The organism is Hymenobacter radiodurans, assembly GCF_004355185.1.
In the GTDB taxonomy this organism is placed as follows: domain Bacteria; phylum Bacteroidota; class Bacteroidia; order Cytophagales; family Hymenobacteraceae; genus Hymenobacter; species Hymenobacter radiodurans.
Genome location: NZ_CP037922.1, coordinates 1,396,621 through 1,408,548, shown reverse-complemented (window position 1 = coordinate 1,408,548; position 11,928 = coordinate 1,396,621). Strand labels below are relative to the sequence as shown.

The 11,928-nt window shown below is 54.4% G+C and carries 16 protein-coding genes; 10 read left to right on the top strand and 6 right to left on the bottom strand.

Features of this window, described 5'->3' with window-relative positions:
- The first annotated feature begins 16 nt into the window (after positions 1-16).
- Entirely contained in the window at positions 17-607 is a 591-nt protein-coding gene (locus tag EPD59_RS07195) for a DUF922 domain-containing protein (protein WP_133272191.1), read from the top strand.
- A gap of 71 nt (positions 608-678) precedes the next feature.
- Entirely contained in the window at positions 679-978 is a 300-nt protein-coding gene (locus tag EPD59_RS07190; RefSeq protein WP_240731656.1) for a tRNA-binding protein, read from the top strand.
- Between the two features lies 1 nt (position 979).
- On the opposite strand, the gene EPD59_RS07185 is transcribed toward EPD59_RS07190, so the two are convergent.
- Positions 980-1,378, bottom strand: a complete 399-nt coding sequence (locus tag EPD59_RS07185; protein WP_165963508.1) for a DUF4296 domain-containing protein — start codon at positions 1,376-1,378, stop codon at positions 980-982.
- Between the two features lie 37 nt (positions 1,379-1,415).
- Between EPD59_RS07185 and EPD59_RS07180 the strand changes: the two genes are divergently transcribed.
- The 5 genes from EPD59_RS07180 (at position 1,416) to EPD59_RS07160 (ending at position 5,636) form a co-directional block, all read left to right on the top strand.
- Complete coding sequence (locus EPD59_RS07180; protein WP_133272189.1) at positions 1,416-2,318, top strand: DUF58 domain-containing protein; 903 nt, start codon at positions 1,416-1,418, stop codon at positions 2,316-2,318.
- On the top strand, positions 2,311-3,291 hold the full coding sequence (locus tag EPD59_RS07175; RefSeq protein WP_133272188.1) for a hypothetical protein: 981 nt from the start codon (positions 2,311-2,313) through the stop codon (positions 3,289-3,291). The genes EPD59_RS07180 and EPD59_RS07175 overlap by 8 nt, the downstream gene beginning before the upstream one ends.
- Positions 3,292-3,369: 78 nt before the next feature.
- Entirely contained in the window at positions 3,370-4,422 is a 1,053-nt protein-coding gene (locus EPD59_RS07170) for a vWA domain-containing protein (RefSeq protein ID WP_240731655.1), read from the top strand.
- A 70-nt stretch (positions 4,423-4,492) separates the two neighbouring features.
- The gene (locus EPD59_RS07165; RefSeq protein ID WP_133272187.1) at positions 4,493-5,173 is read left to right on the top strand and encodes a YggS family pyridoxal phosphate-dependent enzyme; all 681 of its coding nucleotides are present in this window, start codon (positions 4,493-4,495) and stop codon (positions 5,171-5,173) included.
- Between the two features lie 85 nt (positions 5,174-5,258).
- Positions 5,259-5,636, top strand: coding sequence for a DUF423 domain-containing protein (locus EPD59_RS07160; protein WP_133272186.1), 378 nt, complete (start codon positions 5,259-5,261; stop codon positions 5,634-5,636).
- Between the two features lie 84 nt (positions 5,637-5,720).
- Here the strand turns inward: EPD59_RS07160 and EPD59_RS07155 are convergent, their stop codons facing one another.
- The 3 genes from EPD59_RS07155 to EPD59_RS07145 all read right to left on the bottom strand — a co-directional run bounded on the left by EPD59_RS07155 (position 5,721) and on the right by EPD59_RS07145 (position 8,502).
- Entirely contained in the window at positions 5,721-6,257 is a 537-nt protein-coding gene (locus EPD59_RS07155) for a DUF1573 domain-containing protein (RefSeq protein WP_133272185.1), read from the bottom strand.
- Positions 6,258-6,363: 106 nt separating this feature from the next.
- Positions 6,364-7,776, bottom strand: a complete 1,413-nt coding sequence (locus tag EPD59_RS07150; protein WP_133272184.1) for an ATP-dependent DNA helicase — start codon at positions 7,774-7,776, stop codon at positions 6,364-6,366.
- Between the two features lie 291 nt (positions 7,777-8,067).
- A complete protein-coding gene (locus EPD59_RS07145; protein ID WP_133272183.1) occupies positions 8,068-8,502 on the bottom strand; it encodes a PaaI family thioesterase in 435 nt (144 codons plus the stop codon).
- A gap of 46 nt (positions 8,503-8,548) precedes the next feature.
- Here EPD59_RS07145 and EPD59_RS07140 point away from each other — a divergent pair, with 46 nt between their 5' ends.
- From EPD59_RS07140 to coaD, 3 genes are all read left to right on the top strand, one after another.
- Positions 8,549-9,043 carry an NUDIX domain-containing protein gene (locus EPD59_RS07140; RefSeq protein ID WP_165963507.1) on the top strand — a complete coding sequence of 165 codons (495 nt, stop codon included), beginning with the start codon at positions 8,549-8,551 and terminating at the stop codon, positions 9,041-9,043.
- A 186-nt stretch (positions 9,044-9,229) separates the two neighbouring features.
- On the top strand, positions 9,230-10,117 hold the full coding sequence (locus EPD59_RS07135; RefSeq protein WP_165963506.1) for a DUF3822 family protein: 888 nt from the start codon (positions 9,230-9,232) through the stop codon (positions 10,115-10,117).
- Positions 10,118-10,205: 88 nt separating this feature from the next.
- Positions 10,206-10,688, top strand: coding sequence for a pantetheine-phosphate adenylyltransferase (gene coaD / locus EPD59_RS07130; protein WP_133272180.1), 483 nt, complete (start codon positions 10,206-10,208; stop codon positions 10,686-10,688).
- Here coaD and EPD59_RS07125 read toward each other — a convergent pair.
- Positions 10,685-11,173, bottom strand: coding sequence for a hypothetical protein (locus EPD59_RS07125; protein WP_133272179.1), 489 nt, complete (start codon positions 11,171-11,173; stop codon positions 10,685-10,687). The two genes, coaD and EPD59_RS07125, sit on opposite strands and share 4 nt — an antisense overlap.
- Positions 11,174-11,195: 22 nt before the next feature.
- The gene (locus EPD59_RS07120) at positions 11,196-11,897 is read right to left on the bottom strand and encodes an NUDIX hydrolase (RefSeq protein ID WP_133272178.1); all 702 of its coding nucleotides are present in this window, start codon (positions 11,895-11,897) and stop codon (positions 11,196-11,198) included.
- Positions 11,898-11,928: the final 31 nt, after the last annotated feature.

Genomic DNA, 11,928 nt, shown 5'->3' with positions numbered 1-11,928 from the left:
CCCCAGCCCCTTTCCTATGTTGCACGGCTTGCCGCTTTCCTTTATTTCCTTTTTGCTTCCTTTTCTACCGGTTGTTAGTCCACCTCAGAGCGCGCCTACTGCTCCAGCCGATGCGCCTGGTACCATTGTTTGGGCGGCAAACCGGCCGCTTACCTGGGCCGATTTTAAGAGTAAGCCCACCCCAGCCGATAGACTGGCAGCCCTTACCTCAGCCACTATTGACGTAAAAGCTGGCTGCGTCGATTTCAAGTTCACGTCTTCGGTGCAAGCCGTATTTGTGCCTACCGAATCATGGGTGCGCGACTCGGCTACGGCCACACCCAACTTGCTGCGTCACGAGCAGATACACTTTAACATCACGGAATTGCACGCCCGGCGCATGCGCCAGAAAATAGCGCTGCTGAAGTTGGACTGCAAACGCCTGCAACCCGCTTTTAAAAATGCGACCAACGCTATTTTCACGGAGTGGCAAAAAGAGGAAGCGCGTTATGACCAGGAAACCAACCACGGTCTGAACCTGGACCGCCAGAAAACCTGGGAGATTCAGGTAAAGCAGCGAATGGCTTTGCTAGAGCAATATGCTTCGAAGCCCACCACCGGGAAATAGCCTTTTTGCTACTTTGCGGCCATGGAAACATCAGTAGCCCCCTTACTTGGTCAGAGTTTGAGCGCGTTGATTTGCGCGTTGGTACCGTGTTGGAAGCCCGTACTTTTCCCGAAGCGCGCAAGCCCGCTTATCAACTGTTGATAGACCTAGGTCCTGAGATTGGCACCAAACGCTCCAGCGCGCAGATTACCCGCCACTATCAACCCGAGGATTTAGTGGGCCGGCAGGTGTTGTGCGTGGTTAATTTTCCGGTGAAGAAAATTGGTCCCTTCCGCTCGGAAGTGCTGGTAACCGGTGCCGCCGACGAAAACGGTGATATCGTATTGGCGGCGCTTGCCGGCCCAGTACCCAATGGCAGCCGATTGATTTAATCTACTGCCGACGCTTTGCTTCCTCGGCCTGATCTTTTGCTCCTAGCTTGGCCTCGCGGGCAGAGAGGCTGTCGATGACGGCTCCGTAAATATCATCCAAGTCTTTGTCGTGGATGGCGTAATAGCGGTAGCTGCGCTGAAAAATAGTGTCGGTGACCTTGTAACGAGTCAGCAGCTGACGATGCAGCAAGTTGAAGGCCGCGCGAGCTGAATCGGGGGGCAAAGCAGCGGCATCTACGCGGCTTTCGTTCAGATGCACGTCGATGAGCATGGTTACCATTTTATCTTTCGGTAACAATGGCTGTGGCACCAATGGCTCTTCGGGGCGCTGACACTGCGTAAATATCAGCATCAGCAGCAGGCTTAAGGTAGAGTAAAGGGATGCAGGGAGCTTTTTCACAACGGCAAAGTTAGGAGGAACCCGTAGTTTAGCTGAAATGAATACCGCCGACCTCACTCCGCTCCAGCAACTCGTGCGTAAGCTTCGGCAGATGGAGATACGCATCATCAAGACAGTAGATGCGCAGTTGCAGGGCAATTTTCACTCCGTCTTTAAAGGTACGGGGCTTGAATTCGACGATGTGCGCCTCTACCAGTACGGCGATGAGGTGCGGGCCATCGACTGGGCGGTATCGAGCAAAGGCCACGGCACCTTCGTCAAAACGTATAAGGAAGAACGCGAGCAATCAGTTCTGCTTTTGCTGGATGTCAGTGCTTCGCAGCAAGTGGGTGCCGCTGGCCGGCGCAAGCTCGATGTGGGCCGTGAAATCTGCGGGCTGCTGGCGTTGGCCGCTGCCCGCCAGGATGCGCAACTCGGAATCCTGGCTTTCTCTGATCAAAAAGAGCTGTATTTGGCCCCCGGCAAAGGTATCCGGCACGCCTATAGCCTCATAAAACGCCTGTTTGAATTGACGCCCCGCTCTCCCCGCACGGCGGTCGGGGCCGGAATCAAGCAAGCATTAGGCATGCTGAAGCGCCGCAGCATTGTGCTGCTGATTTCCGATTTTATTGATACCAACTACGAGCGGGAGCTAACCATGCTGGCCCGCAAGCACGACTTAGTGGTGTTGCAGCTGCTCGACAAGCGCGAACGGGAATTTCCGCCGCTTGGCATTGTGCCGCTCCACGACCAGGAAACCGGCCGCACGATGTGGGTGAATACCTCGGCGGAGTCTTTCCGGGCGCGGTACCGGGCCACCTATGAGCAGAACCGGGCGCAAATCGGGCAGATTTGCCGGCGTCATCGAACGGAGTTCTTATCCATTGCCACCGATGCCGACTACGTGACGCAGTTGGCCAGCTTGTTTCGGCGGCGCAATCAGCGGGGTGGACGTGCGTAAGGATTCAGCGAAAAAAAGCCCCCCAGTCGTTTTGTTGCGGGGCAATGTGCAGTTGCTGGCACCCAGCATATGGCTGGTCTGGCTGCTGTTCCTTTCGTCAGGTGTGCAGGGCCAGGAATTGCCCCCCGAGCAGCCGCAGGGACGTTTTCTTCGCCAATCGGTGCGCGTGGGAGAAGTCGTCAGCTTTGAGCTCACCTTTCGTCACGATCCTACGCTGGAGGTTGTATTCCCTGATTCTACGGCCGAGTTTAAACCGTTTGAGTATGTGGGCAAAACCTTTCAGCCCACGCTCACCCGCCGGGGCCGCAGCTTCGACCGGACTGTATATCAGCTCCGCACGTTCAGCCTCGACTCGGTGCAGCGACTGAGTTTGCCGGTTATGATTCTGCGCGGGCACGACACGCTTACTGTGAACACGCAGGTAGCCAGCATTCGGCTGGAGCGCACGGCACCAGTGCCGGAAGTTATTCCGCCCACTACGCCTGTGCTGAAGCAAAATACCACGTTACTGCCAGTAGATGAGGCGTTCAATTATCCGTTTTGGCTGGCGGGGCTAGGATTAGTAGCACTGGTGGGCGCCGGCTTGTGGTTTGGCTTTGGCAGCTACTGGCGCCGCCGCTACCAGCTGTATAAGCTGCGAAAAAACCACGCATATTTCCTGGCCCAATATGCGCGCCATATTGAGCGGTTCGAGCTGTCGCGCTCCCTCACGAATATGGAGCGCGCCATTACGCTCTGGAAAAACTACCTCACAACCCTCGAAAACAACACCATCAACAGCCTCACCACGCGTGAGATTGTGGCTTACTATCAGAATGATGTGGCGGTGAGCCGCGCCCTGCGCATCACGGATCGGCTGATATATGGCAACCAGTTTAACGAAGATGACACGGAAACCGGTACTGCTTTCGACCTGCTGCGCGACTTTGCCGACAGGCGTTATACCTTGCTTAGTGGAGCGGCCAGAAGCTGATAGCATTGGGGTGCTTTTTTAGGAGATATAGAAAAGCAAATGGCAGCTTGGCTCAGTACTTAAGGATTGAAACAACTCATGATTGAACAGTTCTGGCAACGCTTTCTGGCTCCTTTACTTGATGGGCTGCGCTATGCCACGCTGAGTAGCTACACCTGGCAAGAGCCGCGCCTGCTGTTGCTGATTCCGGCGCTACCCCTGCTATTTGGGCTGCGCTGGCTGCTGGTGCATCGGCGGCGCCCGCACCTCGACGTTGCTTTTGTAGCTGGCCAAGCAAGGCGCGATTGGAGTGCGCTGCTCCGCTTCCTCCCCGATATTGTCCTGATGTTCAGCTTGGCATTTGGCCTAGTGGCCTTGGCGCGCCCTCAGCGCACGGATGAACGCGTGGTACAAACCGGCGAGGGTATTGATATGCTGCTGGTGATGGACGTATCGGGCTCGATGGAACTACAGGATTTGCTGCCTAATCGACTAGAGGCAGCGAAGCGGGTAGGGCGGGAATTTATAGCCGGACGCATCGGCGACCGGCTGGGCTTGGTGGTTTTTGCTGGTGATGCTTACTCGCTTGCGCCCCTCACCACCGATTACGATTTGCTACGCGAAAGCCTCGACGGCTTGCGCCTGGGCATGATTGCCAACGACGGCACGGCCATCGGCACGGCCCTAGGTGTAGCCACCAACCGCCTGCGCGACTCCCGCAGCCGCACGAAAGTTATCATCCTTATTTCAGATGGCGAAAACACCGCCGGCAGCCTCGACCCGCTGACGGCAGCCCAGCTAGCACATGCTTATGGCCTCAAGATCTACACCGTAGGGCTTGGCCAGGATGGAACCGTGCCCTACGGAACCGATGAAACTGGCCGGCCGCGCTACGTCGAAACTCGCCTCGACGAGACCACCATGCGCCAGATTGCCCAGGCGGGCGAAGGGCAATTCTTCCGGGCCACCGACAACGCCGGCTTGCAGCGCGTGTTCCGCCAGATCAATACGTACGAAAAATCAGAAATTAAACAGACTCGTTTTCGCAATACCAAAGACTATTACCGCTTATATCTGTTTTGCTGTATAGGTTTGTGGCTCGTTTGGCTGGGGTTGAAAAATACGTTTTTGACTAATGCTTTGGAGGACTGAACTGCTCGTCCTTCGCATTTAATAGCTGCCTAGCAGGCTGAGTATTACTGATTACCACTAATTCAAATTAATGTCCATCGCCGATAATTTTCACGCCGTACAAACCGAGTTGCAAGGCACTAACTGCCGTTTAGTAGCTGTCACCAAAACGCATCCAGTAGAGCGCTTGCGCGAAGTGTATGATGCTGGTGCGCGGCTTTTTGGCGAAAATAAAGTGCAGGAAATGGCCGCCAAGCAGCCCGATTTGCCCCCCGACGTGGAATGGCATCTTATCGGTCATCTGCAAACGAACAAGGTAAAGTATATCGCGCCTTTCGTACACACCATTCAGAGTATCGACAGCCTGAAGCTGCTGCTCGAAATCGAAAAGCAAGCCGCCAAACACAACCGTGTTATCTACGGACTACTGCAATTCCATATTGCTGCGGAAGAAACGAAGTCGGGTCTGAGCTTGGCGGAAGCGGAGGAAATCCTGCACTCGGACGCATTCCGCACTTTGCAGCACGTGCAGCTAACAGGTGTGATGGGCGTGGCCACCTTCACCAACGATGAAAATCAGCTACGCCACGAGTTTCGGGAGCTGCGGGGCTACTTTGAGTTACTGAAGGAGCGGTATTTTGCCCCCCAGCCCGCGTTCCAGGAGATTTCGATGGGTATGAGCGCCGATTATAAGCTGGCTATTGAAGAAGGTAGCACGCTTATCAGGGTGGGCAGCGCTATTTTTGGTGCCCGGCCAACTCCGCAAGGCTAACAGCAAGATTTAAGCTCAATAGCCGCTTTCTTTCCTCGTTCAAAAACCGCTTCTCCATCACACGACACATCCTATCCGATCTACTATGACGGCTCGCTTAATTCTTCAAATCGCGGCTTTGCTTGGTGCCCTGGGCGTCGGTATCGGCGCCTTTGGGGCACACGGCTTACGCAAGATGCTGGAAGAAACCGGCCGGTTCGATACGTTTGAAACGGCCGTGCGCTATCAGTTTTATCATACGCTGGCGCTGCTGGCCGTGGGTATTTTGCTGGCCATGCGTCCCGACATTCGCGGACTGAGCTTAACCGCTTGGCTGTTTCTGGGGGGCATTTTGCTGTTCAGCGGCTCCCTGTACACCCTTTGCTTTACGGGCATCACCAAGATGGGCGCCGTTGCGCCCATTGGCGGCCTACTGCTGATTGCTGGCTGGCTGCGACTATTGTGGGCGGCGCGCCAACTATAAGCACGAGTTTCTGACTCGCGTCAATACACAAAAAAGCCCCCAGACGCTCATAGAACTGCTGGGGGCTTTTTTGTGACCTGATCCTTACGAAGACTTGCGCTTCGCTTTGATTTTGCTGTCGTTCATCTTGGTTTTTTGCTTGACATCGCCTTCTCCAGCCGAGACGTCGGTTTTGGCGGGTATAGCTTCGGTTGTAGCGGTTGCGGCATCTTTAATTTCGCCTACCAGCGCTACCATCGTGTTTCCACCAGCTGAATTCGACTCTACGGTAAGCACTTTATTCTGCATACCCATTTTGCCGGCGCTGTTGAACTTAGCCGTCACAGTACCCGATTTGCCGGGCATAATGGGCTCCTTCGTCCAATCAGGCACGGTGCAGCCGCAGGTGGTGCCGATGTTGGCAATGACAAGCGGCGCAGTACCCACGTTCTTGAATTTGAACACGTGCTCTACGATGTCGCCCTGCTTCACGCTGCCGAAGTCGTACTTCATTTCTTCAAACTGAATCTGCGGGCCAGCTACTTTTTGCTGAGCGTTGGCCGGCTTTATGGCCGCTGTTTGGGCTTGGGCAGCGAAGCCAGCCAGCGAAAGCGACAATGCCAGAACAAGGGCTTTTTTCATGAGTTGAATGCTTAAAGTGTTGAGAGGTACAAATATATGAGTTATCAATTCCAGATACGGGAGGCGTAGCCAAACTGCTTACCCCAAGTCAGTAATACGTTTTTACTTAATCGGCTAGTAGCTTACTATTGAAATTAAGCAAAAATAACCGATCGGCAGCGCGCGTGACGGCTGTGTACAGCCAGCGGGCAAATTCGGCGTTTACCATGTCTTCTTTCAAAAATCCGTGGTCAACGAATACCGCCTGCCACTGTCCGCCTTGCGCCTTATGGCAGGTAAGGGCATAAGCAAATTTTACCTGTAAAGCGTTCAAATACGGATCTTTGCGTAGAGCCGCGCTTTTCTCGCGCTTCGTGCCAAGATGCGCGTAATCGGCCGAAATGGTCTGATACAGCGCGTTGCTGCGGTCGGCGGGCAGGGCTGGCGACTCGGTGTGCAACGTATCCAGCATCAGCTTCACCTCTATTTCTTCCTCATCCGGGTAATCGACGAAGCGGATGCGGGCATCGGCGAAACGGAAACCGAACTCCTCCTGCCGCCGCACGATTTTGCTGACCTGCACAAAGTCGCCGTTGGCCAGAAAACCCATTTCGGAGTCTTTGGGCAGCCAGAAATAGTTGTTGCGCACCACCATGAGATAGTCGCCGGCTTCTATTTCCTCCTCCGCCCCAAACAGCGCGTGCCGAATGTGCTGGTTATACATATTGGCGTTCTTGTTGGAACGGCAAATGATGGTCGTGTTCTCGTGCCCGAAGTTTTTGTAGGCCCACCGTAGGCCATCTTCCAACTTTTCGCCCCCCACCGGAAAAATATCGGAGTAGCCGCGAGTGTGAAACTGAATATGCGGCTTTTCCTCCCGCAACTCTTCCCGCAGAATGGTCGCATTCACCAGAATCCCCGATTCCTCCGCTTGTCGCATTACCTGACGAAGCTCCACCGAATCTACCTTCGCCCGGAAGCGCGCCGCCAGCAGCTCCGGGTCGAGGGCGGGGCTGAGTAGCTGGCCTACGGGGGGCAGCTGGGCCGTATCACCAATAAGGAGTAGACGATTAGTCGGCTTTTCGAACACGTAGCCTAGCAAATCATCGAGCAGGCCATTTTCGCCGAAGGCTTTTTCGTCGGAAATCATGGAGGCCTCATCCACGATGTACAGCGTATCAGCGGTGCGGTTGGGCTGGCGCTGAAAACTCAGGCTTTCGGAAGGTGAGCCAGAGGTCTGGCGGTAAATCTTCTTGTGAATGGTGCTGGCCGCAACGCCTGAGTATGCGCTCATCACCTTCGCGGCGCGGCCCGTAGGAGCCATCAGTGTGTATTTGCGGCCTAGCTGATGCAGCCATTGCACCAACGCACTAACAACGGTGGTTTTGCCCGTACCCGCGTAGCCACGCAATACAAATACCTTACGGCCAGGCAGATCATCTTTCAGAAACTCATCGAGCTGTCGGAAAAGCTGCGCCTGATCCTGGGTGGGTTCGTACGGAAAATAATCGCGGACAGAAGGCGTGCGGACGGTAAGCATATTTATAATGAAAACTGTGATTCAAAAGCAGAAACATTGCTAGCGATTATTCAATGTATCGCAGATAAATGTGGTCACATCTAAACCTTAAGCATATCTCTTTCAGATACTCACCAAACCATGCGCTTTTATCATCTCGTTCCAACATAAGTGCTGGCAGATATTCTAGGGTATCAAAAAAATCAACTAGTTCCGCCCCCTTGAGCCCTTCATGAGCTAAAATTCTGCCGTGCACTAGCAGTTTGTGGATTGCTTTTAAAGCCTTATTCGGATCAGCGACCATCAAATTATCTACTGAGGTTCAATTACCGCCATCGTCGCGGTGGCTTTGGCAATGAGCACGTCGTCGCACCAAACTTCGGCCTCGCAAAAATGAAGGCGGCGGCCAGCTTTTAGCACCCACCCTTTAGCCACGATTTTTTTCCCAACGCCCGGATTTAGGTAAGACACTTTCAGGTCGGCCGTTACCATGCCATAATTGTCCGGGATGAGCGTAACGCCGGCAAAACCGGCTACCAAATCGGCCATAGTGGCGATGACGCCGCCATGCACGAAGCCGCGCTGCTGTTGATGAAGGAGTTCGAGGGGAAGTTCAGCTTCGACGCGGCCAGGTTCGATGAGCGTTAGGTCGGCACCGATGTGGTGCATAAACTGTTGGCGGGTGAGCTTTTGCCGGATTCGGGCGACCAAATCGGGCGATGGGGCGGAGTTTTGCGTAGGAGGCATCAATAGTCAAAGATACCGCCTTTTGGGCGGCCCCTCCAACCCCATTATGCCCTCCGAATCACACCCCGACTTGCTAAACGCTTACAATGGCCAAGTGCGCGTGCGCGTTTGCGGCCTGCTCGTGCACCAAGGCGCGATACTGCTTACTGCCCACCGTGGGCTGCCCAATACTGCACTCTTTTGGTCGCCCCCGGGCGGCGGCTGGCATTTTGGCGAGTCGGTAAAGGAATGCTTGGTGCGGGAGTTTCAGGAGGAGACCGGATTAGCGATTACGGTGGGGCGTTTTCTGCACCTGCACGAGTTTCGGAGCAACAACCTGCAGGCGTTAGAGCTATTCTTTGAGGTAAAGCCCGTGGACGCCACTGCCGTACCCAAACTCGGCACCGATCCTGAGCACGCTACTGATGCGCAGCTGCTTACGCAGCTGGCATTTATTACGCCGCGGCAACTGGTGGCCATGCCCTTGCCGCATGTGCACCCCATCTTGCACCAAATCATCAGCCCCGACGACCTGTACATTCCGCATATCCAATTCAAGTAACTGGCTGTGAATTTTCCTAAAAAAGCCCCCCAGCACATGGCGTTGGGGGCTTTTTTGATAATAAGATCTGTCGCTAATGAACTAGTTAGCCAATGCTTGCTTCTTTGGGCGGTTATCTTTTTAGCTACGTAGCCATTTGCCTTCTTACCTTTAGCGGTCTACCTGGCGCTTATTGCCCTTTCTGCCGTGTCCGCTTCCTCCCCTACCTTTTCCTCTTCGTCGCCTACTTCCCTGCTCGATCTGCGCGACGAGACCTTCGATGCTGCCCAACTAGGCACTTACAACCTTTACCTCACAGCGGGGCCCGCTGGCTTGCGCGTAGGCGTGGCCGATGTGCGTCGCAATAAGTTTGTAGTGTTAGAAGAGTATTCCGCACTTTCAGCCACCTCGCTGGCTGGCCAATTTCGCACCTTGGCTGCCCAGCACGATCTGGTGGGTCAGGCGGGCTGGAACCACGTTCGGTTAGCGGTGCAGAACCGTCATTTCACGCAGTTGCCTCAGCCCCTCTTCCGGGCCGGCGACGAGGGCCGTTATCTGCAGCTCCACCATACCTTTGATCCGGGCCACGAAACGGTACATCACTACACGCATCCGGGCCTAGAGATGGTAAGCGTGTTTGCAGTCGAAAAGGCTCTTGCTGAGTGGTTTCGCAGCGTATATCCGACGGGTCGCCTTATTCACCAAACCAGCGCCTTGCTCGAAGGTGTCGTACACCAGAGTCAGCAGGCCACTCCCCGCCGCCTGTACCTGAGCATTGGTTACCAGGAAGTAACGATAGTAGCCGTGCGCGGTAAGCGTCCGGAGTTTTGCAACACGTTTGCCTTCACCACTGCCGAGGACCTCATCTACTACACTATCCTGGTGATGCAGGAACTCCAGCTCAACCCTGACCAGGACCCCGTGGTGCTGTGGGGCGATTTGATGCACCACTCCGAGCTATTCACTATCCTGCGCAAATACATTCGCCACCTCAAGTTTGGCAATCGTCCGCTGGATCTGTCGTACAGCTATCGACTGAATGAAGTGTTTGAATACCGCTATTTTGAGCTGTACAGCCTGCATCTTTGCGAGTAACGCCGATCATTAATTCCACAGAAAAGTCAGAAGTTTTCACCCTGACAGCTATTGCACAGAATCCGCATTAGCACAAACCAGCATACCTATGACAACCCGCGTTGCCTTGTTTCCCGGCTCCTTTGACCCGTTTACCAATGGTCATCTTGATGTAGTGCGCCGGGGGGCAAATTTGTTCGACGAGGTTATTATTGCCATCGGCAACAACAGCAGTAAAAGCCGCTATCTGCCCGTAGAGCAAATGGTGGCGATGATTGAAGAGGTTTTTCGGGATGAGCCGCGTGTATCCGTGCGCTCTTACAAAGGTCTGACCGCCGACTTCGCCCGGGAAGTAGGGGCACGATACTTATTGCGCGGGCTGCGCAACACCACCGACTTTGAGTATGAGAATACCATCGCGCAGGCCAACCGCCACCTGAATCCGGAACTGGAAACCGTGTTTCTGATTACGGCGCCGGCCTTGGCGGCCATTAGCAGCACCATCATCCGGGAGGTGCATCGCTTCGGTGGCAATGTGGACAGCTTTGTGCCCTTCAGCTTGCCCGCCTACGAAGCACCTACTGCGTCCTAACGACGCTTAATTACCCGTACGCCTGATAATTGGGTGGCTGTCTCAGGAGCGAATACCGGTAGCACGATGTACGAGGGAGCCGTCAAGGTCAGGTTACCGCGCTGCATGAGTTCTTCTTCATTATTACCCGTCATCACGATATCGCGCACTTTACGAGTGCGGGCGTTGAAAGTAACAATGAGCGTAACGCCTCCTGTCTCAAACGTGTTTATCCAGCCCTCGTCTTTGATGCGAAGCGACTTGCTATTGCGTGGCTTCGGCTGGACAGCAAGCGGCTCCGCCTGGGTTTCGCGGGGTGCGCCAAGGCGCTCGCGAATTTCTTCAATCGAATAGCCCACTAAAGAAGGCAGGTCTACGGCTACCGGAAGTGTAACGGAGGGCGCTACCGCGGCGGGGGGCTTTATTTCACTCGGCGGCTGCGAGCGGGTACAGGCCCCCGCGCTCAAGACTAGTACTGCAAAAACTGACGGGTAAAATAAACGCATAGGCTCCCACAGAGCGAAGATGCTACTTCGCGGGAGCTTCTTCGGCAGAGGTCGTGCCAACCTTTTCGCTCAGGTAGTGGCGCACGACTAACGTGATAGAAGCATAGGATTCAGAAAGTACCGCTAGCGCCTCCTGGGGCGTCATCCAGCGCACTTCCTCAATATATTCCTCGGCCTGGGGCTTAATAAGCGAATCGTCGAGGCAGTTCATCACGTACCAATTCGTCTTCTTCAGAATTTTATTGCCATTGTAGGCGTAGGAGTGCCAAGTGCTAGGCAACTCTTCGCCTAGCTCAACCTTTACGTTGCACTCCTCCTCTACTTCGCGCAGGGCGCCTAAAGCCGGATCTTCATCCTTTTTGAGTTTGCCCTTGGGCAAATCCCACTTACCAAGTCGATATATCATCAGCACCATGCCATCTTTTACCACCAAGCCCCCGGCCGCTTTCACGATTCGGAACTGGTCTTTAAGATGCAGAATGAGACGCTTTTTTTTGCGGGCCAGCAGCGTCAACGAAGTAAGCTTTTTCAGCTTTTTCACCTCCATCAGCCGCAATAATCGATCGACGAAGACGTCGGTCACGTCGCGTACCAGCACGTCGCCTACCAGATCCTTGGAGATAAATTCATCTTCCGCATTCAGAATCAGGTCGTAGCGGTGCTTGTACACTTTCTCGCTGTTCTTCTTGATGATCAGCGGAATGTCGTTGATGAACACATTCATCGGAGGGCAATATGAAGAGAGGGCGGAAAGA